General features: G+C 56.4%; 27 protein-coding genes. 24 read left to right on the top strand and 3 right to left on the bottom strand.

From position 1 onward, the window contains the following. Window positions 1-2: 2 nt before the first annotated feature. The 8 genes from BV390_RS09760 to BV390_RS09795 all read left to right on the top strand — a co-directional run bounded on the left by BV390_RS09760 (window position 3) and on the right by BV390_RS09795 (window position 6,513). Entirely contained in the window at window positions 3-530 is a 528-nt protein-coding gene (locus tag BV390_RS09760) for a nuclear transport factor 2 family protein (protein ID WP_047663449.1), read from the top strand. Window positions 531-591: 61 nt separating this feature from the next. Beyond that, complete coding sequence (locus tag BV390_RS09765) at window positions 592-1,899, top strand: aromatic ring-hydroxylating oxygenase subunit alpha (protein ID WP_032698838.1); 1,308 nt, start codon at window positions 592-594, stop codon at window positions 1,897-1,899. Beyond that, window positions 1,896-2,375: an aromatic-ring-hydroxylating dioxygenase subunit beta gene (locus tag BV390_RS09770; RefSeq protein ID WP_032698837.1), complete on the top strand. Its 480-nt coding sequence runs from the start codon at window positions 1,896-1,898 to the stop codon at window positions 2,373-2,375. Before BV390_RS09765 ends, BV390_RS09770 begins: the two co-directional genes overlap by 4 nt. 7 nt (window positions 2,376-2,382) lie before the next feature. Continuing rightward, window positions 2,383-3,123 carry an SDR family NAD(P)-dependent oxidoreductase gene (locus BV390_RS09775; RefSeq protein WP_064384425.1) on the top strand — a complete coding sequence of 247 codons (741 nt, stop codon included), beginning with the start codon at window positions 2,383-2,385 and terminating at the stop codon, window positions 3,121-3,123. A gap of 24 nt (window positions 3,124-3,147) precedes the next feature. Continuing rightward, on the top strand, window positions 3,148-4,116 hold the full coding sequence (locus BV390_RS09780) for a PDR/VanB family oxidoreductase (protein ID WP_064384426.1): 969 nt from the start codon (window positions 3,148-3,150) through the stop codon (window positions 4,114-4,116). An 11-nt stretch (window positions 4,117-4,127) separates the two neighbouring features. Next, complete coding sequence (locus BV390_RS09785; RefSeq protein WP_032696699.1) at window positions 4,128-4,622, top strand: flavin reductase; 495 nt, start codon at window positions 4,128-4,130, stop codon at window positions 4,620-4,622. 158 nt (window positions 4,623-4,780) lie between these two features. Then, a complete protein-coding gene (locus tag BV390_RS09790) occupies window positions 4,781-6,049 on the top strand; it encodes an MFS transporter (RefSeq protein ID WP_064384427.1) in 1,269 nt (422 codons plus the stop codon). Between the two features lie 218 nt (window positions 6,050-6,267). Further along, window positions 6,268-6,513 (top strand): hypothetical protein, encoded by a 246-nt coding sequence (locus tag BV390_RS09795; RefSeq protein ID WP_032696696.1) that lies wholly within the window; start codon window positions 6,268-6,270, stop codon window positions 6,511-6,513. A 109-nt stretch (window positions 6,514-6,622) separates the two neighbouring features. Here BV390_RS09795 and BV390_RS09800 read toward each other — a convergent pair whose 3' ends face one another. Further along, window positions 6,623-7,096, bottom strand: coding sequence for an Lrp/AsnC family transcriptional regulator (locus tag BV390_RS09800; RefSeq protein WP_032696695.1), 474 nt, complete (start codon window positions 7,094-7,096; stop codon window positions 6,623-6,625). A 151-nt stretch (window positions 7,097-7,247) separates the two neighbouring features. Here BV390_RS09800 and BV390_RS09805 point away from each other — a divergent pair, with 151 nt between their 5' ends. The 13 genes from BV390_RS09805 to BV390_RS09865 all read left to right on the top strand — a co-directional run bounded on the left by BV390_RS09805 (window position 7,248) and on the right by BV390_RS09865 (window position 22,379). Continuing rightward, the gene (locus BV390_RS09805) at window positions 7,248-7,859 is read left to right on the top strand and encodes a LysE family translocator (RefSeq protein WP_032698833.1); all 612 of its coding nucleotides are present in this window, start codon (window positions 7,248-7,250) and stop codon (window positions 7,857-7,859) included. Between the two features lie 1,062 nt (window positions 7,860-8,921). Beyond that, a complete protein-coding gene (locus BV390_RS09810) occupies window positions 8,922-9,527 on the top strand; it encodes a tyrosine-type DNA invertase (protein WP_032698832.1) in 606 nt (201 codons plus the stop codon). Between the two features lie 537 nt (window positions 9,528-10,064). Further along, entirely contained in the window at window positions 10,065-10,661 is a 597-nt protein-coding gene (gene fimE / locus BV390_RS09815; protein ID WP_032690843.1) for a type 1 fimbria switch DNA invertase FimE, read from the top strand. Window positions 10,662-11,156: 495 nt separating this feature from the next. Further along, window positions 11,157-11,705 carry a type 1 fimbrial major subunit FimA gene (gene fimA, locus BV390_RS09820; RefSeq protein WP_032690842.1) on the top strand — a complete coding sequence of 183 codons (549 nt, stop codon included), beginning with the start codon at window positions 11,157-11,159 and terminating at the stop codon, window positions 11,703-11,705. 72 nt (window positions 11,706-11,777) lie between these two features. Continuing rightward, a complete protein-coding gene (gene fimI, locus BV390_RS09825) occupies window positions 11,778-12,317 on the top strand; it encodes a type 1 fimbrial minor subunit FimI (RefSeq protein WP_032690841.1) in 540 nt (179 codons plus the stop codon). 35 nt (window positions 12,318-12,352) lie between these two features. Next, window positions 12,353-13,078, top strand: a complete 726-nt coding sequence (locus BV390_RS09830; protein WP_032696874.1) for a fimbria/pilus periplasmic chaperone — start codon at window positions 12,353-12,355, stop codon at window positions 13,076-13,078. Window positions 13,079-13,151: 73 nt separating this feature from the next. Continuing rightward, a complete protein-coding gene (locus BV390_RS09835) occupies window positions 13,152-15,788 on the top strand; it encodes a fimbrial biogenesis usher protein (RefSeq protein ID WP_032698831.1) in 2,637 nt (878 codons plus the stop codon). Between the two features lie 10 nt (window positions 15,789-15,798). Beyond that, window positions 15,799-16,329: a type 1 fimbrial adaptor subunit FimF gene (fimF, locus tag BV390_RS09840; RefSeq protein WP_032690839.1), complete on the top strand. Its 531-nt coding sequence runs from the start codon at window positions 15,799-15,801 to the stop codon at window positions 16,327-16,329. Window positions 16,330-16,341: 12 nt separating this feature from the next. Beyond that, a complete protein-coding gene (gene fimG / locus BV390_RS09845) occupies window positions 16,342-16,845 on the top strand; it encodes a type 1 fimbrial minor subunit FimG (protein ID WP_032690838.1) in 504 nt (167 codons plus the stop codon). Between the two features lie 17 nt (window positions 16,846-16,862). After that, window positions 16,863-17,768 (top strand): fimbrial protein, encoded by a 906-nt coding sequence (locus tag BV390_RS09850; RefSeq protein WP_032690837.1) that lies wholly within the window; start codon window positions 16,863-16,865, stop codon window positions 17,766-17,768. Window positions 17,769-17,796: 28 nt separating this feature from the next. Then, complete coding sequence (locus BV390_RS09855) at window positions 17,797-19,245, top strand: EAL domain-containing protein (RefSeq protein WP_085396875.1); 1,449 nt, start codon at window positions 17,797-17,799, stop codon at window positions 19,243-19,245. Between the two features lie 488 nt (window positions 19,246-19,733). Next, window positions 19,734-20,957 carry an MFS transporter gene (locus BV390_RS09860; protein WP_085396866.1) on the top strand — a complete coding sequence of 408 codons (1,224 nt, stop codon included), beginning with the start codon at window positions 19,734-19,736 and terminating at the stop codon, window positions 20,955-20,957. A gap of 183 nt (window positions 20,958-21,140) precedes the next feature. Next, a complete protein-coding gene (locus tag BV390_RS09865) occupies window positions 21,141-22,379 on the top strand; it encodes an MFS transporter (RefSeq protein WP_085396867.1) in 1,239 nt (412 codons plus the stop codon). Between the two features lie 162 nt (window positions 22,380-22,541). Here BV390_RS09865 and BV390_RS09870 read toward each other — a convergent pair whose 3' ends face one another. Beyond that, window positions 22,542-22,814, bottom strand: coding sequence for a GNAT family N-acetyltransferase (locus BV390_RS09870; protein ID WP_004867312.1), 273 nt, complete (start codon window positions 22,812-22,814; stop codon window positions 22,542-22,544). 11 nt (window positions 22,815-22,825) lie between these two features. Beyond that, the gene (gene yjdI / locus BV390_RS09875) at window positions 22,826-23,056 is read right to left on the bottom strand and encodes a 4Fe-4S mono-cluster protein YjdI (RefSeq protein WP_015585797.1); all 231 of its coding nucleotides are present in this window, start codon (window positions 23,054-23,056) and stop codon (window positions 22,826-22,828) included. 241 nt (window positions 23,057-23,297) lie between these two features. On the opposite strand from yjdI, the gene BV390_RS09880 reads away from it, so the two are divergent. Genes BV390_RS09880 through BV390_RS09890 form a run of 3 tightly spaced genes read left to right on the top strand, consistent with a single transcriptional unit; the run spans window position 23,298 to window position 26,579 of the window. After that, window positions 23,298-23,597 carry a YtcA family lipoprotein gene (locus BV390_RS09880; RefSeq protein WP_369804306.1) on the top strand — a complete coding sequence of 100 codons (300 nt, stop codon included), beginning with the start codon at window positions 23,298-23,300 and terminating at the stop codon, window positions 23,595-23,597. Between the two features lie 6 nt (window positions 23,598-23,603). After that, entirely contained in the window at window positions 23,604-24,632 is a 1,029-nt protein-coding gene (gene mdtN / locus BV390_RS09885) for a multidrug transporter subunit MdtN (RefSeq protein ID WP_015585795.1), read from the top strand. A 9-nt stretch (window positions 24,633-24,641) separates the two neighbouring features. After that, window positions 24,642-26,579, top strand: a complete 1,938-nt coding sequence (locus BV390_RS09890) for an FUSC family protein (RefSeq protein WP_085396868.1) — start codon at window positions 24,642-24,644, stop codon at window positions 26,577-26,579.

A 26,579-nucleotide genomic window follows, 5' to 3' on the forward strand; every position in this document is an offset into this window, starting at 1 on the left:
TCATGAATCTGGAAAAGTGTCTGCAGCGTCTGGATAAACTCGAAGCGGCCAATCAGATTCGCAACCTGATGAGTCAATATATGCATTTATGTGACGATTTATCTTATCCGGATATCGCTCAGGAAATTGCGGACTTATTTTGTGAAGATGCTATCTGGGAAGGCCTCGGCAGTTTATACCAAAACAAACTGGGGCGTTATTCCGGGCGAAAAAACATTGCCCAAATGATGGCCCGTTATATTAGCGAGCCCGCACACTTTGCCATCAACGTTCATTATTTAACGTCCGAACATATTGATATTGGTGCGGAGAATGAGGCCATTGGGCGCTGGAAAATGTTGCAGGTTTCCACCTTTCGCGCCGGAGGGTCGCATCTCAACAGCGCAGAGTTGGTGATTCGCTTTAAAAAAGCAGGCGAACGCTGGCTCATAGACCATTTCACCACCCGTAACTTATTGAGTCGCCCGGTGGATTACTGGCACTCGCCGGTGGATTTACCCGTACCCGACGCTACGCGGTCCCCGGAATGATTCAGCGCGCAGCCGATACATCTGCCCACTGAAGCATCACCGAGACTCAGGAGATTAAGCAATGTCTGAATGTATTCCGGTAAAAAATATTGAGAGCGGCTACGACGCCGCCACGCTAGGCGCCCTGGTTCAGTCCGACCGGGTTCATACCTCGCTATACACCTCCGGCGACATTTTCGCCCTGGAGATTGAGAAGATTTTTAACCAGACCTGGGTCTGGGTCGGGCACGAAAGTGAAGTCCCCGACGCGGGCAGCTTTAAGTCCTCCATGGTCGGAACGCAGCCGGTCATCGTGGTACGCGATCGCAAAGGCAATATCAACGTCCTGCTGAACCGCTGTCGCCACCGCGCCGCCACCGTCTGCGAACACCGCAGCGGCAAAACCAACAGCTTTGTCTGCCCGTATCACGGCTGGGGTTACGGTCTCGACGGCGCCCTGCGCGGCGTACCGCATCCGGAAAGCTACGGCGATACCCTGGAGAAAGAGCAGCTCGGCATGGTGCGCCTACGCAGCGAAAGCTACGCGGGGATGATTTTCGCCACCTTCAACCGACAGATGGAACCGCTGACCGATTTCCTCGGACCGGCCATGAAGTGGATGGATCTGTTTATGAAACAAGGGGCCGGCTACCCGCTGCAGGCCACCACCGCCCACCGCTTCCGCTTCCCCGGCAACTGGAAGATTCAGCTGGAAAATACCACCGATGGCTATCACTTTCCCGTCGTACATAAGTCCTTCCTGAGCTCCGTCGATAAGCAGACGGAAGAGATGCTCAACTTCGTTGACGGCAAAGGTTTTGTCGAAGACCTCGGGAACGGCCACAGCGTAATGGTGATGATCCCGGAACTGATTGACCTTGAAGAGAATCTCGATGCGCCGGTGCCGGATCGCTTCCTTGAACTGGCTCAGGCGCTGCGCGAAGAGGGCCACGAAGAGCAGCAGGTACGTCGCATCGTCCGCGCAGTGGGCGGCAGCGGCTTCAACCTGAACCTGTTCCCCAACGTTGCCTGCTCGATGGCGTTCTTTCGCGTGCTGCAACCCGTCTCGGTGCAAGAGACCGAAATCCACCACGTGGTGCTGACGATGAAAGATGGCCCGGCGATTGCCAACCAGGCGCGACTGCGGATGCATGAACACTTCCAGGGGCCAATGGGCTTTGGCACGCCGGATGATTCTGAAGCCTGGGAGCGCGTCCAGCGCGGCGGCGGCGCGGGCAACGATCTGTGGATCATGCTCAATCGCGGCCTGCCGGGAGAGACGCGCACCGCCGATGGGCTGCGCAGCGACGTCAGCGCCGAAACCGGCATGCGTGCCGCCTATCAGCAGTGGAAAAAGTACATGACCGCAGAAAACCGGGGGCAAAAATGAGCGCACAACGGACCTTAACCGCCGCCATTCACTTTATTAATCAGGAGGCGGACCTGCTCGACCAGGGCGAATTCCGCGAGTGGCTGGCGCTGTGGCAGCCGCAGGGAATGTACATCATTCCTGTCGATCGGCAGACGACCGATTTCGCCAACGCGCTGAATTACGCCTATGACAACCAGGCCATGCGCGAGAAGCGCGTCCATCGTCTGTACAGCGGCGAGTCGATCTCGACGACGCCCCGCGCACGTACCATCCGCATGACCGGCCGCCACCGCCTGATCGAGGCCAGCGACCAGCGTGTCGAGATCCGCTGCGCCCAGTTTCTGTATGAGTACCGCAAAGGCAAAGAACACCATTACGTCGCCGACCTGAGCTACACCCTGGTGCCGCAGGGCGAGCGCTTTCTTATCGCGCAGAAGGTCATCCGGCTGATTAACGGCGACGATTATCTGCATAGCATTGGCTACATCCTGTGAGGCTGCAATGACAAGAACCGTACTCATAACCGGCGCCGGCAGCGGCCTCGGGCTGACGATTAGCCGCCATCTGTGGCAGCTGGGTTATCAGGTGGCGATGGCGGATATCGCCATCGACGCCGCGGGCGAGGGCGCCCGGCAGATCGATGCCGAGGGGCAGCGCCTGCTGCCCCTGGCGCTGGATATCCGCGAACCCGAACACTTTCACGCTGCGCTGGCGCGGATCGACGAACGATTTGGCGGGCTGGATGTGCTGGTTAACAACGCGGCGCTCACGCTGACCACGCCGATCATGGAGATCTCCGTTGAGGAGTTCGATCGCGTCACCAGCACCAATCTGCGGGGCACCTTTCTCGGCTGTCAGATTGTCGGCCGTTATTTTAGTCAACGCCGACAGGGCAACATTATCAATCTCGCCTCGCTGGCGGGACAAAACGGTGGCACCGCCTCCGGCGCCCATTATGCGGCCTCGAAAGGCGGCATCCTGACGCTGACGAAAGTGTTTGCCCGCGCGCTGAGCGCCGCCGGGGTCAGCGTCAACGCCATTGCCCCCGGCCCGCTCGATTTACCGTCCGTTCATGCGGCGGTGCCGGAAGAAAAAATGCCGGCGCTGCTGGAAATGATCCCGATGAAACGCCTGGGCGATCCGCTGCTGGTCGCCCGCGCGATAGAACTCCTGGCCGATCCGTCCGCCACCTTTATCACCGGGGCGACCTGGGATATCAACGGCGGCATCTATATGCGTTAAGCCCTGTCAGGGTGGAGAAGAAAGATGGCTGAAACACTGACCGTACGCGTCGCAGAACGCGAAATCCAGGGCACCGATGTGGTGGTCCTGACCCTGACCTCGCTGGACGGCGCCCCCCTGCCGCCATTTAGCGCCGGGGCGCATATCGATCTCTATCTCGGGGAGGAGATCGTCCGCCAGTATTCACTGTGCGGCAGCCCTCATCACCCGCAGCAGTATCGCCTGGGCATTCTCAAGGATCGGACATCGCGCGGAGGATCGTTGGCGGCGCATCGGCTCCAGGTCGGCGCCACGGTGACCATCGGCCCGCCGCGCAATCTGTTTGCGCTTGAGATGGATGCCAGCCACAGCCTGCTGATTGGCGGCGGGATCGGGATTACGCCGATGCTGGCGATGGCGGATACGCTGTTCCGCGCCGGAAAATCTTTCGCTATCCATTATTGCGGGCGGCGCCGCGACGGGATGGCCTTTTTGCACGAGCTGGCGGATTGCCCTTTTAGCGACCGCGTCCATCTGCACATCAGCGAGGAAGGGCAAAAAATCCGTCCTCACGAGGTGCTGGCCCCGCACCACGCCGCCGCTCACGTTTACGTCTGCGGCCCGGAAGGGTTTATGGACGGGATCGCCGATGCGGCGCGCGGCTGCGGTTATCCGCCCGAACGACTGCATCAGGAGTTTTTTAACCGGGAAGTGGAAACCGGCGGCGCCAGCTTTACCGTCGATGTCCCCGGGCTGGGCGTCACCGTTACCGTCGGGGAGGACGAAACCATTGTCGCCGCGCTGCAGAAAGCGGGGATCAAGGTCAAAGTCTCCTGCGAACAGGGGGTCTGCGGAACCTGTCTCGCCAATGTGTGCAGCGGCGTGCCGGATCACCGCGACGAGTATTTAACCGATGAAGAACGCGAAGATAACGACCAGATTCTGCTGTGCTGTTCGCGGGCCAAAACGCCCCGGCTGGTTATCGAAAGCTTCGAATACGTCAAACTGAAATAACGGATACCGCTATGAACCTGACATCTGATTTCCGTAACGCCATGGCACAGCTGGGCAGCGCCATCACCATTATCACCACCGATGGCCCGGCAGGCCGCTTTGGCTTTACCGCCTCCGCCGTATGCAGCGTCACCGATTCCCCCCCCACGCTACTGGTCTGTATGAACCGTTCTTCTTTCGCCCATGCCAAATTTAAAGAGAACGGCGTGCTGTGCGTCAACGTGCTCTCTGGTCAGCATCAAAACCTGTCGGCTATCTTCGCCAATAGCCAGCTACGTTCGGAAGAGCGTTTTTTACACGAGCAGTGGCTGACGCTGGAAACCGGTTCGCCGGTGCTGGCTACTGCCGTCGCCAGCGTCGACTGCACCCTATCCACCAGCCATGAAGTGGGCAGTCACAGCGTGTTTTATTGCGAGGTCAGACAGATTCGTCATCACCAGGCCGGCGACGGGCTGGTGTGGTTCAATCGCCAGTTCCATACCCTTAGCGCGCAGCCGTACCGCTAAGGTTCACCCTAACGAAAAATACCCTATCGCATAATGCCGCCCCATAAGCTTCGGGTTGCATCATGGCGCCAGCTCGTCGGCGCCCTCTTTTCACCTGTACTGGAGTAGATGTGATGTCTGGAACTGCAAGCGATACGCCGGTGAGCACTCCCCAATCAATGCGCAAATTGATTATCGGCTCTTTTCTGGGTAACTCCCTGGAATGGTATGACTTTTTCCTTTACGGCACGGCGGCGGCGCTGGTCTTCGGTCCCCTGTTCTTTCCGGCAACCGATGATCCGCTGCTCGGGGCCTTTCTGGCCTTTTCCGGTTTTGCCATCGGCTTTATCGCCAGGCCGCTGGGCGGCATCGCCTTTGGTCATCTCGGGGATAAATACAGCCGTAAAATGACCCTGATCATCACCCTGACGTTAATGGGCGCCAGTACCTTTCTGATTGGTCTGCTGCCAACCTATGAACACATCGGTATTCTGGCGCCGATCGCCCTGATTACCTTGCGTTTTATCCAGGGCGTCGCCTCCGGCGGCGAATGGGGCGGCGGCGTCCTGATGCTGAGTGAGAATGCCCCGGCGCAGCAAAAAGGCTACTACACCGCCTGGAGCCAGGTGGGGGTGTCCGGCGGATTTGTACTCTCTTCGCTGGCTTTTTATCTGGTGCAGCTGCTGCCGCAGGACGATGTGCTGGCCTGGGCGTGGCGCATCCCTTTCCTGCTGAGCCTGTTTATCTTTCTGGTCGGCGTCTATATCCGGCGCAACATTGAGGAAAATGCCGAGTTTGTCGCCCGAAAAAATGAGTCCACGGAGATACAGCTGCCGGTGCTCAGCGCCTTTAAACATCACCCGAAAGCGATCTTGCAGGCCATTGGTCTGCGGCTGGCGGAAAACGGCGCGGTCTACATCTTTTTCACCTTTTCCGTGGTCTATTGCAAACATATCGGCATTGAGACCAGCCAGGTGATCGCCGCCGTGACCATTGCCATGACGGTGGAGATCGCCACGATTCTCGGCTGGGGCTGGCTGTCGGACCGTATCGGCAGGAAAACGCTCTACTATATTGGCGTGACGGGCATGGCGCTGGTCGCCTTCCCGTTCTTCTGGCTGCTACACATGCATAGCTTCCCGGCGATTTTGCTGGCGATGCTGCTGGCGCTACCGATATGTCACGGGGCGATGATCGCCGCCCAGCCGTGCATGATGGTGGAACTGTTTCCGGTAGAAGTCCGTTATACCGGTCTGGCGCTGGGCCACGAGATTGGCGCCGTTATCTCCGGCGGGATAAGCCCGATGCTGGCGGTCGCATTTTTAATGAAATGGGACAGCTACGTCCCCGTGGCGCTGATGCTGCTGGCCTTTGCATTGCTGGCCCTGGTGGCGCTGTTCAGTATTCGTCAGCCCGCGACGCCGCGCCAACAGCAGCCAGCGCTGTAAACATCCGCGGATCGGTCCGCAGGGATGCGCGCTGATCCGGCAACTCGAACCGCCGGCTGAGGCTAACGCCTGCCGCCGCTCTGATAAATTTAATTTTAAACAAAACAATGGATAAACAGGCACTTATTGCCGAGAGATAAAAAATATATCCACGCCACAATAACGCCTAATTATTATTCATATATCAGTATGTTTGGTTTATCAGAAAGGCAATATTTATGAAAAAACTCATTCTCACTCTGGTTACCGCAGCGCTGTTGCTGCCGACCCTCTCGGCTCAGGCGACTTACCGCAGTGATAACCGTCAGGACTCACGCGACATCCGCCAGGATTCACGCCAGGGCGGACGCGATGCCAAACAGCAGTGCGTCAGAGATAACAATCAAAGCAACGCCAGCTGCCGCCAGGATAAACGCGATAACCGCCGCGATGGCCGCCAGGATGCGCGCGACGAAAAATGGTAAGTTAAGCGCGAACGGGCAGGCGTGGTTACCGCGCCCGCCTTCCCCTGCCCTTGAGATTCAGCGCAACGCCCCCCCCCTTATCAGCAATGCCGGCCTGCCTGCGGGCGGATCAACGCGTCAGGTTTAAGCTTTCCAGGGGAAAGGGGCGATCCTGGACCACGGTTTTCATCACCAGCGTCGATCGCAAATGCTGCACGCCGGGCATCGCCGAGAGCTTGTCATCATAGAGTTTTTGAAACGCCGGGAGATCCCGGGTGACCACGTGCATCAGATAGTCCGGATCGCCAAACAGCCGCTGAGCCAGCACGATCTGGGGGATCTCTTCAACCGCCTCTTCAAACGCGCTCACCGCTTTTTTATCACCCTCTTTTAAGGTCGCAAACACGATGGCCAGGAAATTAAAGCCCATTTTCAGGGGATCGAGGTTGGCCCGATAGCCGGTAATAACCCCATCCTGCTCTAACGCCCGCAGCCGTCGATGACAGGGAGAGAGGCTCAAATTGACCCGTTCAGCCAGCTCGGTAATCGACAGACGACCATCGGATTGCAGCTCAGCAATAATTTTTCGATCTATGCTATCCATTTGGAAGATTTTCTCTTAAACAGGAGGTTTTAAGCATAACATTGAAAACTTATTTCCCGGAAATCCCGATATTCTTTTCCTCTACAGCACACGGATACGGACGGGAGATCGTTATGCGCAATACCTTGAAACACGGTGGAGAGAGCCGGTCATGGAGATGAGTTTTATCGCCGGGTTCTGGGTTGTCTCCTTCCTGCTGATCATCACCCCCGGTGCCGACTGGGCCTATACCATTAGCGCCGGCATCCACGGACAACGGGTGCTTCCTGCGGTGATCGGACTGATGTCCGGGCATCTGCTGGCGGCCATTATCGTGATCGCCGGGATCGGCGTAGCCGTCACCGGCCACCCGCTGGTGCTGTCGCTGATCACTCTGCTGGGCGCAGCCTATCTGCTGTGGCTGGGGATCGCGATTTTGCGTCACCCCGCCACGCCTGGCGCCGCAACACAGCAGGCCGGAAGCTGGAACCGTTGGGCGCTAAAAGGGTTATGTATTAGCGGGCTGAATCCAAAAGTCTTTCTCTTATTCCTCGCCCTGTTGCCACAATTTACCGATCCTGCAGGCCGCTGGCCGGTCGCGCTGCAAATGTCGGCCCTGGGGAGCATTCACCTGTTGACCTGTACACTGATCTATTTCCTGGTTGGCTACGGGTCAAAAAGGCTATTAACCCACCGGCCAGAGGTGGCAAGAAGAGTCAGCATGACCTCCGGAGCGATGATGGTGGCGATAGCCATCCTGCTATTCTGCAGCCAGCTGAAATAACGCCGCCGACGCCGGATGAACAAAATAGATTCACGCCGGTTTAAGTTATTTGTGCCCTCTCGACAGGGGGCCATCGCTCTGTCTGAATATTTCGCGGCAAGGATTTGAATCTATTCGCCGTGGAAAACATCGTTTCCCTCAGATACCGGGGAAAGACTCCAGATAACTCCAGTAATCCTCATAACCCCCCAAAACACCGGCTTAACAAACAACAAGATAGCCAAAATCCCCAAGCAAAAGGCGTTAAATAACTCCAGTAAACCCCTGACCTCCGCCATTTTCAGCGCGCTACGCTTACGAAATCGCCCTCCGGCCCTGTGCCGAAATTAAGCCCCGTGGTGAGGGGACGCTGGTGTCTCCGGGCTTATTATTACTATTCTCAAACATAATTTTGCAGTATGGTTTAATCGCTGTTGTAGTGATGCGGTGAATGCTACCCAGGCGAGTATATCGTTCTTCGCGTTCTGCGAAGTGCTTCGCGGAATATTCACCAGGCCAGAGCCGAATTCACTTTTGTGAGGAATGGCAGCGGTTAACGGGCATTTAATTATTACCAGACCAGACACAAAAATCATTCAACCTGCGCTGAAGCGACAAGGGAGAACCCGGAGATGATTTATCCATTCCCGGCTGCTGAGAGATCCGCCAATCGTGATAGCTCATGGCAGCGCGGCATGTATCAGGATGTCGATATCCGTTGGGCTAGCGCCAGAGCGATGCCCTGCGCCCCTGTATCCCCGGCGTGCGCAACCAGGAGGAATGAAGGATGATCGGGACATGCTCCCCCCCAGGAACAGCGTCATTGTTTAACAAAAATAGATTTAATTCATTGCATTACATGAAGTCATTGGTTCCAGAGCATGGAGATACTTCATGATTCAACTAAATACCTGCCTTCTGATGACCCGGTTCAGCTTGATACAAGCTGGAGTACGTTACACGTTTTAAAAGCACCTGGCGCGATGGCGAAATATAAGCGAAAAGATGTTCAATCGGACAACAATACTGGCCTGACGACAACGAATAGTTCGTAATGCACGCCTGCAATTAAAAGGGAATATAATGAAGAATAATGCCGATATCAAAAAAAGGAACTTCCTTACTCAGAATGAGATTGAGTCGCTTCTTAAAGCAGCGAACACCGGGGCACATGCTGCCCGAAACTATTGCCTGACCTTACTCTGTTTTATTCATGGATTTCGCGCCAGTGAAATTTGTCGCCTGCAAATCTCTGATATTGATTTACGTTCTAAGTGTATTTACATCCATCGTCTTAAAAAAGGTTTTTCCACTACCCATCCTTTACTCAATAAAGAAATACAGGCATTGAAAAACTGGCTGGATATTCGAAAAGCCTATCCGCATGCCGACAGTGAATGGCTGTTTTTATCGCGCAAAGGTAATCCTCTTTCCCGCCAACAGTTTTACCAGATTATATCCTCCTCCGGAGACACCGCCGGATTAACGATTGAAATTCATCCCCATATGCTTCGCCATTCATGCGGATTTGCGCTGGCGAATATGGGTATCGATACCCGCCTTATTCAGGACTACCTTGGCCACCGAAATATCCGCCATACCGTCTGGTATACCGCGAGCAATGCCGGGCGTTTTTACGGCATCTGGGACAATGCAAAAGAGAAGCAGCGTCACAGCATTTTGCAATGACGGTCCGGGCGTCAAAAGGAGTTGACGCCTGATACTCGCGATGGCGTGAAAATGACCAGCTGTCGCTGAACACATTAATAAATATTAACCATGCGTTAGTTACGATTATTGTTCCCACAAGTTCTTACTTCATTCATAATACGTTTCCTGCTGATATCCTTGTAAATATTCAGGATTTCAATTCGTTATTTATTGTTTGGTTAAACCATTCAGCATTATATTTTCCGTCCAAAGCCATCTCTTCATTAACTTTTTTCCCTGTGATTTGATGTACCTGGCGAGAAGCCTTGATGCCGCTATTGTGATATGCCATAAAATCTATAAAAATAAGAATTGTCGTGTAGCTATATTTTAACTATGTGTAAATGTAATGTGACCATCTATTTTTGCAGCGCCAACATCATGGCAACGTGAAGAATGAACTGTATCTGTGCCTTCATATAATACGCCTTTAACACTGCGGATTATTTTTTAACCGTCCTGATAATTGCTTCAGGGCGCTGTCTTTGTGCAAATTAATTTCAGGAGCATTGTATTGTGAATCGACGTCGTTTTCTTACCGCCAAAGAAGTTCAGGCAATGATGCAGGCGGCACGGCAGGGTCCAACCGGAGAGCGGGATTATTGTCTTATCCTGCTGGCCTTTCGCCACGGGATGCGCATCAGCGAACTGCTCGATCTGCACTATCGCGATCTTGACCTCAATGAGGGTCGCATCAACGTCCGTCGGTTGAAGAATGGATTTTCGACCATCCACCCGCTGCGATTCGACGAGCTGGAAGCCATTGCGCGCTGGACCCAGGTTCGCGCCGGCTGGAAGGCGGCACAAAAAACCAATGCGATTTTTATTTCCCTCCGGGGCACTCAGCTTTCCCGCCAGCAGGCCTATCGGATTATTCGTAGCGCCGGCGAAGAGGCCGGAACCGCCACCCATACTCACCCGCATATGCTGCGCCATGCCTGCGGCTATGAACTTGCGGAAAGAGGCACAGATACACGTTTAATTCAGGATTATCTGGGTCATCGCAATATTCGGCATACAGTGCGTTATACCGCCAGCAATGCCGCGCGTTTCGCAGGATTGTGGGAAAGAAATAACCTGCTTGAAGAAAATTCTCACGGCACAAAGAAATGACATATTCATTTGATAAATAAGGATAAATTTAAAAATGAACAAGTCAATTGGGGCCAAACTGTTTATATCATAAAAATGTTTTGCAAACTTTTGCAACCGGCAAGTACATATATTCTCACAAATTAAATTCATCTAATTGATTATTATCACATTTTACCATTAAGAAACTTTACTTATCTCTTCATCCTTTCCGCTTACCCGTCATCTCATCCGCCCTGACCTCGCCCGATGACCGCCCTTCTTAAAAACAAAAAACCAGACAATAACCCCAACAAAAACCAATAAAACAGACCAATACACCAATAAAAATCTCAAAAAACCAAAAAATCAGTCATTTATCTCAATGAGTCAAAATGGCCCCAATTGACTCATCAGTTGGGCGAAAACTGCGCAGAGCCGGCAGTCGAACCATTCGGCTGATATATGGAATGCCTGGAAGGCACGACGACTGCCAATTTCGGTTCGTAATATCGACATTGTTTAAAGGAAAACAGCATGAAAATCAAAACACTGGCTATCGTTGTTCTGTCAGCCCTGTCTCTGAGTTCCGCGGCGGCCCTGGCTGACACCACCACGGTTAATGGCGGCACAGTGCATTTTAAAGGGGAAGTGGTCAACGCGGCCTGTGCCGTTGATGCTGGCTCTATCGATCAGACCGTTCAACTGGGCCAGGTTCGTTCAGCCAAACTCGCTACTGCAGGCAGCACCAGCTCTGCGGTCGGTTTTAACATCCAGCTGGATGATTGCGATACTACCGTCGCAACCAAAGCTTCCGTTGCCTTCTCCGGTACTGCCGTAGACAGCACCAACACCACCGTTCTGGCACTGCAGAACTCTGCGGCCGGTGGCGCGACGAACGTCGGCGTACAGATCCTCGACAGCACCGGGACTCCGCTGGCGCTGGATGGTGCAACCTTCGGTGCAGCAACCACGCTGAACGACGGCACCAACATCATTCCTTTCCAGGCTCGCTACTACGCGACTGGCGCGGCAACAGCAGGTACCGCTAACGCCGACGCGACCTTCAAAGTGCAATACGAATAATTCACTCATCACGCAAGGACGCAGCTCGGGCCAGGATGGCCCGTTATCCACAACAGGACTGGGGTGATAACGATGCAAGGAATGAAATCTGGCCTGCTGTTTTTTTTACTGTCGCCGCTCGCGCTGGCCGGAAACCACTGGAATGTGACGTTACCCGGCGGAAATATGCGCTTTCAGGGCGTCATTATTGCCGAATCCTGCCGCGTTGAAGCAGGAGACCAGCAGTTGACGGTCAACATGGGACAGATCAGCAGCAATCGGTTTCATTCGCCAGGGGAAGATACTGACCCTGTTCCTTTCGATATTCATCTCCAGGATTGCAGCACCGCCGTCAGTCAACGGGTTGGTGTCGCCTTTCATGGCGTCGCCGATGGCAAAAATCCGGACGTGCTCTCGGTTGGCGAAGGCCCCGGCATCGCAACCGGTATCGGCGTCGCGCTGTTCGACAAAGAAGATCGCCTGATTCCGCTCAACAGCCCAGCGGGCGCCTGGTCACGACTGTATACCGGCCCCACCACGCTCCATTTTGTCGCTAAATATCGGGCGACCGGACATCAGGTTACCGGCGGAGCCGCAAATGCTCAGGCCTGGTTCTCTCTGACCTATCAGTAATTAACCAGCAGGCATACCGGATGCAGGACATAACGGTGAGTATAAAAGGGGAAAACGTGAGAAAAACACTGGGGATGACACGCTGCTTACTGGCGGGCTTATTGATGATAGCGACCGCCGGTTTCGCTGCGCGTGCCGAAGCGGGCGTGGCGCTGGGAGCCACCCGAGTTATTTATCCCGCCGGACAAAAACAGGTTCAGCTGGCGGTGACCAACAATGACGACAACAGCACCTATCTGATTCAGTCGTGGGTCGAAAACGCCGACGGTCAAAAAGACGGGCGCTTTGTGATAACCCCACCGCTGTTCGCCATGCAGGGCAAAAAAGAGAATACGCTGCGCATAATCGATGCGACCAACGACAAGCTGCCGCAGGATCGAGAAAGTTTGTTCTGGATGAACGTGAAGGCCATCCCCTCGATGGATAAATCAAAGCTTAGCGATAACACGCTGCAGCTGGCGATTATCAGCCGCATCAAGCTCTACTACCGCCCGGGGAAACTCGCGCTGTCGCCGGATCAGGCGGCGGAGAAGCTGACGTTTCGCCGTAGTGCCAACACGCTGACGCTGATCAATCCCACGCCCTACTACCTGACGGTGACCGAACTCAATGCCGGCACCCGGGTGCTGGAAAATGCGCTGGTCCCACCGATGGGGGAAGCCTCGGTCAAAATCCCGTCCGACGCCGGACGCGACATCACCTACCGGACGATTAACGACTACGGCGCACTGACCCCACGGATGAAGGGCGTACTGCAATAACCACGGGGAAATAGCGTTATCCCCTGAAATATAAAAAGAACTGACAGCCGGGCGACTTCGGACCGGAGGGACTATGTCACATCTGAAATATGGATCGGACCGCCTGGGTGCCCGGCATGCGCGGCGCCGCGCGTCGGGATCGGCTCGCGTATTTGCCCGGTTCCCTTTGGCCCTTTTGCTTGCTATGCAGGCCTTTTCCGCGCAGGCGGAACTTTACTTTAACCCGCGTTTCCTCGCCGATGATCCTGCCGCAGTGGCGGATCTGTCGAGTTTCGAAAAGGGTCAAGAGGTGCCGCCGGGCACCTATCGCGTCGATATCTACCTGAATAACGGCTTTATGACCACCCGCGATGTCACCTTTAAGAGCGGAGAGAACCACCACGGTCTGGCCCCCTGCCTGACCCGCGGCCAGTTGGCCAGCATGGGCGTCAATACCGCCGCCGTGGCCGGTATGAATGCCCTCGCGGCCGATGCCTGCGTGCCGATGGCGGAGATGATCAAAGAGTCGACCAGCCGTTTCGACGTCGGCCAACAGCGCCTGTACCTCACCGTGCCGCAGGCTTTTATGGGCAATCGTGCGCGCGGATATATCCCGCCCGAACTGTGGGATGACGGCATCACCGCCGGGCTGCTGAACTACAACTTTACCGGCAACAATGTCCATAACGATATCGGCGGCAGCAGCAACTATGCCTATTTGAATCTGCAAAGCGGCCTCAACCTCGGCGCCTGGCGCCTGCGCGATAACACCACCTGGAGCTACAGCAGCGGCGGCAGTTCATCGAGCAACGAGAATAAGTGGCAGCACGTCAACAGCTGGCTGGAGAGGGATATTGTCCCCCTACGCTCGCGCCTGACGCTCGGCGACAGCTATACCAACGGCGACGTGTTCGATGGCATCAACTTCCGCGGCGCCCAGCTGGCCTCTGACGACAATATGCTGCCGGATAGTCAGAAGGGGTTTGCTCCGGTGATCCACGGAATTGCCCGTGGCACGGCGCAGGTCTCGATCAAGCAAAACGGCTATGAGATCTATCAAAGTACGGTGCCGCCGGGACCGTTTACGATCGACGATCTCTATGCCGCCGGTAACGGCGGCGATCTGCAGGTCACCATCAAAGAGACCGACGGCACCCGCCAGGTCTTTACCGTGCCGTGGTCAACGGTGCCGGTGCTGCAGCGTGAGGGCCATTCGCGCTTCGCCCTGACGGCGGGGGAATATCGCAGCGGCAACGACCAGCAGGAGAAGCCGAAATTCTTCCAGGGGACGCTGCTGCACGGCCTGGCGGCGGGCTGGACGCTGTACGGCGGCTCCCAGCTTGCCGACCGCTACCGTGCCTTTAACCTCGGCGTCGGCAAAAACATGGGCGAGTTCGGCGCCGTATCGCTGGATGTGACCCAGGCAAACGCCACGCTACCTGACGACAGCAAGCATCAGGGGCAGTCGCTGCGTTTTCTCTATAACAAATCGCTTAACGAAGTCGGCACCAATATTCAGCTGGTCGGCTACCGCTACTCCACGCGGGGCTATTACAGCTTTGCCGATACCACCTATAGCCGGATGAGCGGCTACGACGTCGAGACCCAGGACGGCGTTATCCAGGTGAAGCCCAAATTTACCGACTACTACAACCTCGCCTACAGCAAACGCGGCAAGGTGCAGGTCAGCGTCACCCAGCAGCTGGGACGCACCGCCACGCTCTACCTGAGCGGCAGCCATCAGACCTACTGGTCAACCGGCAAAGCGGACCAGCAGCTGCAGGCCGGGCTGAACGCCGCGGTGGACGATATCAACTGGACGCTGAGCTACAGCCTGACCAAAAACGCCTGGCAGCAGGGGCGCGACCAGATGCTGGCGGTCAACGTCAACATTCCGTTCAGCCACTGGCTGCGCTCAGACAGCAAATCAGTCTGGCGCCACGCCAGCGCCAGCTACAGCATGTCGCACGATCTCGATGGCCGGATGACCAACCTGGCCGGGCTGTACGGCACGCTGCTGGAGGACAATAACCTGAGCTACAGCGTGCAGACCGGTTATGCCGGCGGCGGCAACGGTGGGAGCGGCGGCACCGGATACGCGGCGCTGAACTATCGCGGCGGCTACGGTAACGCCAACGTCGGCTACAGCCGCAGCGATGGCCTGAAACAGCTGTACTACGGCGTGAGCGGCGGCGTGCTGGCTCATGGCAACGGCGTCACCTTGAGCCAGCCGTTGAACGATACGGTGGTGCTGATTAAAGCCCCGGGCGCCGACAACGTGAAAGTGGAAAACCAGACCGGGGTACGTACCGACTGGCGCGGCTATGCGGTGTTGCCGTACGCCACCGAATATCGTGAGAACCGCGTGGCGCTGGACACCAACACGCTGGCGGACAACGTCGACCTGGATGATGCGGTGGTCAGCGTGGTGCCCACGCACGGCGCCATCGTGCGCGCAGATTTCAAAGCGCACGTCGGCATGAAGCTGCTGATGACGCTAACCCGTCATGGCAAGCCGGTCCCGTTTGGCGCCATGGTGACCTCAGCCAATAACCAGAGCGGCAGTATCGTGGCCGATAACGGGCAGGTCTATCTGAGCGGTATGCCGCTGGCCGGCAAAGTGCAGGTGACATGGGGTGAAGGCCCCGATGCCAGCTGCGTGGCCGAGTATCAGCTGCCGCAAGAGAGCCAGCAGCAGGCGCTGAGCCAGCTGTCCGCCGTCTGTCGCTAAGGAAGAAATAATGATGACCAAATCGCTGTATCTGCTGGGGGCCGTGCTGTCGCTGACCATCGCCAACGCTTTCGCGGCCGACAGTACCATTACCATCAGCGGATATGTCCGGGATAACGCCTGCGCGGTGGCGGGCGAGTCGAAAGACTTTACCGTCGACCTGATGGATAACGCCGCTAAGCAGTTCAACACCATCGGCGCGACAACGCCGGTGGTGCCGTTTCGCATCGTGCTGTCGCCCTGCGGCAGCTCGGTGACTGCGGTCAAAGTGGGCTTCACCGGCGTGGCGGATAACGACAACACCAGCTTGCTGAAGCTGGACAGCGGCGCGTCGGCCGCGGCGGGCATGGGGGTGCAGATTCTCAATGGTCAGCAGACGATGCTGCCGCTGAACGCCCCCTCAACGGCAATCGCCTGGACGACGCTGACGCCCGGGCAGACCAATACCCTGAACTTTTATGCGCGGTTGATGGCCACCCAGGTGCCGGTTACCGCCGGGCACGTCAACGCGACAGCGACATTCACGCTGGAATTTCAGTAACCGGAGGTTGAGATGAAATGGATTCCCCGAGAATGGCTTCTGGCGAGCGCGCTGATACTGGCCTGCTCTCCTCTGCAGGCGGCCGATATCACGATCACCGTTAACGGCAAAGTGGTCGCCAAACCCTGCACGGTCTCGACCACGAATGCCACCGTCGATCTCGGCGACCTGTATACCTTCAGCCTGGTCTCGGCAGGCGCCGCTTCGGCCTGGCACGGGGTGTCGCTCGATCTGAGCAATTGCCCCGTCGGCACCTCGCGCGTCACCGCCAGCTTTAGCGGCACCGCAGACGCCACCGGGTATTACAAAAACCAGGGCACCGCCGGCAATATCCAGCTGGAGCTGCAGGATGATGGCGGAACGACGTTGAACAACGGCGCCACTAAATCAGTCCAGGTCGATGACTCAACGCAGTCCGCCCGCTTCCCGCTGCAGGTCAGAGCCTTGACGGTCAACGGCGGCGCCACCCAGGGAACCATTCAGGCGGTGATTAGCGTCACCTACACCTACGCCTGAATCAGGAGAGTAAGTTGATGAAAAAAATGATTACCCTGTTGACCACGCTGCTGCTGTTGGGCTGGTCGGTTAATGCCTGGTCCTTTGCCTGCAAAACCGCGACCGGGGCGACGATCCCCATCGGCGGCGGCAGCGCGAACGTCTACGTCAACCTGACGCCGGCGGTGAACGTCGGGCAGAACCTGGTGGTCGATCTCTCCACGCAAATTTTCTGCCATAACGACTATCCGCAAACCATTACCGACTACGTGACCCTGCAACGAGGCTCCGCCTATGGCGGGGTGCTGTCGAGCTTTTCCGGCACCGTAAAGTACAACGGTACCTCCTACCCCTTCCCCACCACCACGGAAACCGCGCGGGTCATCTATGATTCAACCACCGATAAACCGTGGCCTACCGTGCTCTATCTGACGCCGGTCAGCACCGCTGGCGGGGTGGCGATCACCTCCGGTTCCCTGATCGCGGTGCTCATTCTTCACCAGACCAACAACTATAACAGCGACTCCTATCAGTTTGTCTGGAACATTTACGCCAACAATGATGTCGTGGTGCCGACCGGCGGCTGCGATGTCTCCGCTCGCGATGTTACGGTAACGCTTCCGGATTACCCTGGCTCTATGGCCGTTCCGGTGACGGTGCACTGCGCGCAAAACCAGAATCTTGGCTACTACCTTTCCGGCACCACCGCCGATACCGCCAATTCGATCTTCAGCAATACCGCTTCGACATCGGCGGCGCAGGGGATTGGCGTACAGATGACGCGTAACGGCAGCATCGTGCCCGCCAACAGCACGGTGTCGCTGGGTACGGTCGGTACTTCGCCGGTCAATCTGGGGCTAACCGCCACCTATGCGCGAACCACGGGTCAGGTGACGGCAGGTAATGTGCAGTCCATTATTGGGGTGACGTTTGTCTACCAGTAATGGCTGCGCGACGCAGGCCTCCCCGCCGGTGGACTATATTCTTTCGCCCTGTGCGATCGCCGCCGAGGGGCTCTCTTCCATGATGGACGACGGCGGTCTGCTGCGGCCCAGGCGCCTGTTCCCTCAGCTTCACGAGGCGCTGTTAATCCCCGATATTGTGACCGTCAGGCGTATCGTGGTTTTTTTACCCGACGATCCGTTCTGGCTGCTGCTCACTCTGCGACAGGCGGGGCTGCTGCTGAAACACAGCGCCGTTCCGCTGCCGATGCTGATCCTCAGCCGCAGCCCGGCCAACTGGCTGTGGCAAACGCTGTTACATCAGGTCGGCAAGCCGCGCCATCTGGCCAGGGTACGGGCCGTGGCCTCTGATTTACCCTGTCGACAGCTGGCGGCACTGCTCAGCCCCGACGCCGGACAAAGCTATCCCCTGCTGGCGCAGCTGGCGTCTCAGGAGAGTGTCATCTGCGCTAAACCGGCCGCCGGCGTGAGCAAACCGGAACTGAGCACCGCGCTGGACTGGCTGCGGGGATTCAGCATCAATCATCAGGCGCAACGTCGGGGGCTTAGCCACAAAACCCTCTACACCCAGAGAAGCTCAGGACTGAAAAAGATGGTGGAACATCATCCCCATCTGGCCAGCCGTTTTCCCGGCAGCCAGACCAAAGGACAGAAAACGAGCGCGGTTGCCGCGCTCTCCGCTTTTGAACGCGAGTTCATCCATGCCATTCACTGCCGGCAAGTTTTTCCTGTGTTTCAGCCCATTACCGATGGCCGCCTGATGTTACAGGGCATCGAAGTGCTGTCGCGTTGGCGACGCAATGGCGATGTGCTGTTGCCTGGAGAGTTTCTGCCGCAGATACGCTCGGAGTATGCCTGGCTGCTGCTCACGGCATTTGTCCTGCAGGAGGCCGTACAGAATATCAATCAATATCCGGGCGACTATTATTTCGCGGTTAACATCCCGCCGGTCATCGCCAACAACGCCAACATTATCCGGATGATGGAGGCGGCACGTCAGCAGCTGCAGGAACCGCAGCAGGGGGAGAGGCTGGTACTGGAATTTGCCGAAACTGTCGATCTCAATCGTCACAGTAAAACGGGCGACACGATCGCCCGCTTACAGCAGCAGGGCTTTCGCATCATGCTCGACGACTGCTTTTCGCGTAGCAGCGTCCTGTTTCCGGTCCGCACCGTGCGCTTTAATGAGTACAAGCTGGATATCAGTATCGTGAACGATCTGCAGCGGGATCCCCATGCTCTGGCGCTGATCAAAAGCCTGATCTACTACTGCCAGCTCTCCGGTAGCCGCTGCATTGCCGAAGGGGTCGATAGCCTGGAAAAATTTAATATGCTGAAGGCGTTGGGGATCGATCGCTTTCAGGGCTATCTGATCTCACCGCCGATCACCAGCGATAATCTGGCGGATCTTATTCAGCGTTTTTCGCCGGGGCGCTATCCCACCAGCATTGCCGGGTAAATCCCGCCCATTTTCAGCTCCGTCCTGCATGAAAAACCCCGACTATCCTGGTCGGGATTCTCCGTTAAGCCTCAGCCCCGATGCCGATTGAAACCGCCATTGGGATCGATGGCAGAACCCCTGGATTACGGGGGTAGTCCGCCAGCTCTTGATGAGCAGCAGCGGGCTATTGGTAGCGGGGCGAGGCTGCTCAGCCGTCTCCGTTTCTCAGTCTGGTTACGTATCAGGCCGCTCACCTTGTGAGATCGACGGCACATTTCAAAGAGGCATTTGACGGCAGAAGCAATGAGTCCGAGGGTAGGTTTGAGCGAGGAGTGGGTATTCAACTTCAAGGGCATTATCTGATTTTTTCTGTGCTAAAGTGTTATCTCCGTTTCCAGTAGCGTACCGTTTCCGATGTAACGATTTTCTCTTTTTAACAGTGCTTATCTTCCGCGTTGCCTGTCGGCTACGTGGGTTTCTGTTATTTAAGATGAGAATCTTTCTGCATGAACACGTTGCTGTTTGCGCTCATTAGCGCACTGCGTAGCCATCGCTGGCTACGCCTGCTTGGTTTTGCCTATATCCTGTCATCGCTGGGCAATGGGCTTACTCAGGTCATTATTTTCGGCCAGCTTTTACACTGGCAGGCTTCTTCTGCCACGCTTACCCTGGTGTATATGCTATCGATGCTGCCCAGCTTTGTTGGCAGCATCTGGGGCGAAATGCTGTGTAAGACAACCTCACCACTGCTGATCCTGATTTTTACTGAGATACTTGGTCTGCTTGCGCTTGTTTTTCCATTGTATGGTTTGCTGCATCATAACGTCCCGGCCCTGTTGGTCGTGCAGTGTGCGGAAGCACTGTTCAGCGGCATAAGCTACCCGGCGCTGACGTTATTGTTTAAACGCGGATTACGTCATGATCAACTCCCTGCTGCAACGGCCATGGAAACCATCATTTTTGCCTCACAGGTTTTGTTGGGTACCGGCTTGGGGGTTCTCCTGTTTGACTTGATTACGCCTGTGCATCTACTCGCCATTGATGCCCTCAGTTTTACGGCTTCAGTGGTTCTGCTTATGATGTCCGTTTCTACCTTTCGCGGAGCACAACCGCAACCTGCAGAGGCTACGTCTGGCCGAAAGAAACCGCTCTGGCACGCCATATCTCCCTTGCAAAAAAGAAGCATTATGCTGTTACCCGCACTTGCCGCTGTGGGATCACCAGCAATGGCGCTTTTACCTGCACTGGCACAAGAAATCCGGCCTGAGGATTCAGCCAGACTGGCATTACCGCTACTTTTTGCGCGCAGCCTGGGGCAGCTCTGCGGGCCGCTCATGCTTGATGCCCGTAAATTGCAGCGATTTAGCGCGAATAACGGCATATTGCTTATATGCCTGGGGACATTTATCGGAAGCTATTTTTTATTACCCCTATCCGCCGGATATCCCTGCGTCGGCCTAAGTCTGATCTTCAGTGCGCATATGGCATCGAATATTGTATTTTCTTTGGGTACTTTCGGTATTCTTAGAAACTTCCCGCAAACACACGTTGCGAAAGCCAGTGCGATGGCATGGCGCGGACAGGTACTGACCGCCGCTGTTTCCACCGGTATAACCAGCGTGATAGCGCAATACTTTGGCGCATTTAACGCACTCTACAGTGTTTCGTTGTTCAGTCTGGGAGCGGTCGGCATTTTGCTCTGGTTGAATCGAATGAGCAACACAAAATAAAGTCAACCTCGCCTTCAAGTTTACGCTAAGTCCAGGTGGCAAAGCGCACGCCTTGCCACTGCCCGAACTCACAAGATATCGCACCTTGTCAGGCGGTAAAAAAAATAAAAGTCCCTGACGGACTTCGCACCAGGCCGGTACGACGATGCTGGCCGGAATATTGGCTTTAAATGGGATAAGACTATGGGTTCACAGGTATCCGCAGCGGATGATTCACTGCTGCGGCACAGGGCGTTCGTCACCTTTTGGCTGGCGCGCACCTGTTCATCGTTCGGTTTTCAAATGTTTTCGGTGGCCGTAAGCTGGCAAATTTATGCCATCACCCATAGCGCGATGGCGCTCGGGATGATCGGTCTGATGCAATTCTTACCCTCGGTCCTGTTGGCTCTCCCTGCGGGACACCTTGCGGATCAGTTCGATCGGCGGCGGATTGTGCTGCTTGGCCAGTTCATTGAATGGGTAGCGTTACTCGGACTGGTCGCGCTGACGCTGCTGCATTGGGCGGACAAGATTGAGATTTGGGGACTGGTCTTTTTAATCTCGGTGGCAAAAGCGCTGGAGTGGCCGGCGATCACCTCGATGCTGCCAGCCCTGGTGCCGCCGCCGATCCTCGCGCGCGCGATGGCGGCCAGTTCCGTCGGAGGACAGGCGGCGGTCATTATCGGCCCAACGCTTGGCGGTCTGCTGTACGTGGCGGGTCCGGAAGTCGTGTATGGCGTATCTGCGCTGTTCTATCTGTTCTCTATTGTGCTGGTTAGCCAGCTGCGCTACGAGCGGCCGCCGCAAACCCGTCTGCCGATGAATCTCACTAACCTGTTTGCCGGCGTGCATTTTATCCGCGAGCGAAAAGATGTGCTGGGCGTGATCTCGCTCGATCTGTTTGCCGTCCTCCTTGGCGGCGCGACGGCGCTGTTACCGATCTTCGCCCAGGATATTCTCCATACCGGCCCCTGGGGACTGGGGATGCTGCGCGGCGCGCCCTCGGTCGGCGCGCTGTTGGTCGGCGTCTGGCTCAGTCGCCACAAGCTGGAAAAGAACGTGGGCCTGATCATGTTCGCCTCGGTGGCCGGCTTTGGCCTGGCGACGCTGGTGTTTGCGCTTTCTTCTCAGCTGTGGCTTTCCCTGCTGGCGCTGGCCGCGCTGGGCGGGTTTGATATGGTGAGCATGGTGATTCGCGGCGCGCTGGTGCAGCTGGATACGCCTGATGATATGCGCGGCCGGGTCAATGCGGTGAACGCCATCTTCATTAATACTTCAAACCAGCTTGGGGAGTTTGAATCTGGTCTGCTGGCAGCGTGGATGGGCGCCGTACCGGCCGCGGCGCTTGGCGGGATTGGCACGCTGGTGGTAGTGGCTATATGGATGACCATTTTCCCCCACCTGCGCAAAAGGCAGAAGCTGGAAAATGAAGGGCCGGGCTGACGACAGAAATGCTCCCGGTCGCGACTTCAGACGTCAGGCGGCATGCCGAAACCCTGCTGGCGCAAGAATATTATTCGCCATCATCGCCAATAACAGGCACCCCGGATGCAGGAGCCCTTCATCATCTAAAATTAAGCACCGGCTTAGACCGGTGCTTTTATTTCAGGCCCGGATATCATCGTACTCGCGGGTATTATCAAACTCATGTTTCGCGAACGGACATAGCGGGATAATTTTACGCTGTTCTCCGCGCATCTTTTCCACCACTTTCGCTACCAGCTGTTTGCCTACACCTTGTCCTTTCAGGCTCTCATCGACATCGGTATGTTCAATAATGCTGAGATGCTCGCCGGTGGGAACAAACACAATTTCCGCGACCTGATTCCCTGCCGCATCGTTGACGTAAAACTTGTTATGGCCTTCCAGTATTTCCATCATTTCCTCACTTATTTCTGGCGATACTTCAGGGCGCCGCTCGGGCAGGTGTCGATCACGCGCACGACGGTGGCAACATCCACTTCATCCGGGATGATCCACGGCTTACGCTTCAGGTTGAAGAGTTTTGCACTACCGCGAACGCAGTTCCCCGAGTGCTGGCAGATGTCCGTGTTGAAGTAGACATCAATCTTCTCGCCGGTGTATGCGCGGTAGCCCGCCTCCAGTAATTCCTTATCCATGACATTGCCTCAGTTATTTTTCTTGTTCAGCAGCTAAGCATAGCCCCGCCGCGGAACGCCAGCTATGGTGAGATCAAAAATCACCTTCATATATGTCATAAGATTTATCGCATTGATGCGAAATAAACGATTTTATATTCACTTTTCCTGCGGGAGCGGCGCTGACGTTCCCATAAAATAGACAGCCCGTCTCTTCCCTTTGCTTTTATTTCCCCGAAAGGGCGATTAAACTCACTCCACAATGGTACGAGCGCTCAGGAATTATCCTTTGAATTATCGAGTGAAGCTGGCACGTCCGGCGCTATTATTCATGTTCTTATTTCTCTCTGGTTGTTCATTATCACCAGCGATTCCGGTATTAGGCGCCGCATTTCCTGGCTGGTTTTTCTGTTTATTGGGCGGCGTGCTGTTACTCATTCCCTGTCATATCCTGATCGTCCGCAAAGGCTGGCAATCACGTTTTTCTCCGCTGGTATTCAGCTACCTGGCTCTGATGTTCCTGTTCGCCACGCTCCTGTGGTTCCTTTTCTTTGTTTACTAAGCCCCTATGACAAACTCCAGCCCAAGCGTATTACGGAAAAAGTGGCCTCTGCTGGCCCTCGTCCTCGCCGCGATCGTGGCGCTTATCCTGGTTATCTGGCAGCTTCAGACCTCGCCGGAAACTAACGACGCCTACGTCTACACCGATACCATCGACGTGGTGCCGGAAGTGAGCGGCCGGATCGTAGAGATGCCCATCCGCGACAACCAGCGGGTGAAAAAAGGCGATCTGCTGTTTCGTCTCGATCCGCGCCCTTATCAGGCGATGCTCGATGACGCCCGGGCCAGGCTGACCACGCTGGATGCGCAAATCATGCTGACCCGGCGCACAATTAAGGCGCAGGAGTACAACGCCCAGTCCGTCGCCGCCGCGGTAGAACGCGCGAAGGCGCTGGTAAAACAGACCACGTCGTCACGCACGCGTCTTGAACCGTTAGTCCCGCAGGGCTTTGCTTCACAAGAAGATCTCGACCAGGCGCGAACCGCCGAAAAAGCCGCCCGCGCGGAACTCGACGCCACTCTGCTGCAAGCGAAACAGGCTTCGGCCGCCGTTACCGGCGTTGATGCCATGGTTGCCCAGCGGGCGGGGATACTGGCGCAGATCGCGCTGGCGGAACTGCACCTGGAATTTACCGAAGTCCGGGCGCCTTTTAACGGCGTGGTGGTGGCGCTGAAAACCACCGTCGGCCAGTACGCCTCGGCGTTAAAACCGGTATTTACCTTAATGGATGACGACCGCTGGTATGTCATCGCCAACTTCCGCGAAACCGATCTTAAAAATGTCCGCCCCGGCGTAGCGGCCAGAGTCACCATCATGACCAATCATGATAAATCGTTCGCCGGCGTAGTCGATTCCGTCGGCTCCGGCGTGCTGCCTGAAGGCGGGAGCGTAATTGAAGGTCTGCCGATTATTCAGAAGAGCATCAACTGGGTTCATGTTTCGCAGCGTTTCCCGGTGAAGATCGCGGTGAAAGATCCTGACCCTGAACTCTTCCGTATGGGCGCCTCTGCCAGCGCCGTTCTTCAGCCTCAGTAAGGAGGCGCTATGCAGAACGTCTGGTCATTTTTGCACCGGGAACTCCGCGACGCGCCGGGGCGAGCAAACTACACCCTGCGCCTGACCCTGAGCTGCGCGGTGCTGATCGTCCTGTTTATGACCCTGCAGATCCCTTTTTTAGCCGTGGCGCTGATCGTGGTGTTTTACGTCAGCCAGCCTAATGTGTTGATGATAAAGCTGGTGAGCGTGGTCTTTTTCCTCACCGTCAGCGTGGCGCTGGGCTGCGTGCTGCTGATCATCAAATGGACTTATGACTATCCGCTGATCCGCCTGGTCGCCTCGGTAACGCTGTTTTTCGGCGCCATCTATCTGATGCGGGTGCTGGGCAAGCTGGGGCTGGCCTTTTTCGTGGTCGCCCTGGTCGTTATTTACGCACAGACTTTCCCTTCGATGACCAGCCAAAGTGAGATTCTGGTACGTCTGCTGCTCTGGCTATGGGTGGTCATCAACCTCGCCATCGTGGTCACGCTGCTGGTCAACGCCGGTTTTCAGCAGGCTTTTCCCGGCTATCAGTTCAAAGCGAGGATGGTATTCTTGCTCCGCCAGGTGGCGGTGCTTCTCGCTCGTCCGGACGCCCGTTCTCCGCCGACGTTCAAAGAAATTGCCGAACAGTTCGCCCAGCTTCAGTCTCTGTATCAGCAGGCGACCCGCTCCAGCCCCGAGATAGCCGATAGCCCGCAGGCGTGGCAATCCCTGATGGCCGCCACGCTTCACTGCTATCATCTGGCCGCGCTGCTGCAGCCGGAAGCATCCCCTTCCGCCGGGCGTCTGCAGCTTGCCGCCGCGCTCTCGACGCTGGCGCAGAATCTGGACGTCAGCACGCTTCCGGCAACCCTGCCGGAGGCCAGCGCGCGGGATACGGCGAACGGCGTAATTTTGCAGGAGATGGTCACCACGCTGAGCCGGCTGGCGCGCGGCGAACCGGTGCCGCTGCCGGCGGGCGAAGAGGAAAAAGCCCCCCTGCTGCTGCCTGACGCCTGGTCGAACCCCGCGTATTTGCACTTCGCGCTCAAAACGCTGCTGGCAACGCTACTGTGCTACGTTTTTTATACCGCCGCCGACTGGCAGGGGATCCATACGATTATGCTCAGCTGTGTGATTGTCGCCCAGCCGGGGCTCGGCGCAACGCTGCAGAAAACCTGGCTGCGAACAGGCGGCGCTCTGCTCGCTACCCTGCTGGCGCTGTTAATGATCGTCTTTATTCAGCCGCATACCGAATCACTCGTCGGCCTGCTGGCGATGACTCTGCCGGTGATGGCGCTGTCGGCCTGGATAGCTGCGGGGTCTGAACGCATCGCCTATGCCGGGATTCAGATAGGCTTTACCTTCTCGCTGGCGTTTCTCAGTTGGTTTGGCCCGCTGACCAATTTGACCGAGCTGCGCGATCGCGTCATCGGTATTTTACTCGGCGTGCTGGTCTCTTCGATTGTCCATCTCTACCTGTGGCCGGATAGCGAAGCCCCGCAGCTCAAATCGCGGCTGGCCGATCTCTACCGGCGGATTGCGGATGACCTGCGCGCCAGTCGCGATGAGGTAAAATTAGTGCCGCTGTTTCACGCCCTGAACAGCGCCGAAACGCTGATGCATCGGGTGGCGGCTGAACCGCTGAATGCTTATGCTCACCCGCATCCCGAGGCAAAAACCTGGCCGGTGAAGGCCACCTGGACGCAGGCCCTCGAAATCGTACGCTTCAGCGAAGGGTACCGGCTGTACGCTGCCCCGGGAGATACCTTTCTGCGCCACTGCGCCGGGTCGCTCGAGGCCTATGCCGATGATATCGACCAGCAGCGGGCGCCCGTGCCGTTCGGCGAGCTTCGGCCCGCCCCCGGTAATCCTTTTGGCCCCCCGCTGGTCACCCTGCTGACGACATTACCGAGCTGGTCGTCCGCACCTTCACCGCTTTTGCGACAGGCAGATAAGTCATGA

This window comes from Klebsiella sp. YJ (assembly GCF_002108615.1).
GTDB lineage: Bacteria > Pseudomonadota > Gammaproteobacteria > Enterobacterales > Enterobacteriaceae > Klebsiella > Klebsiella planticola.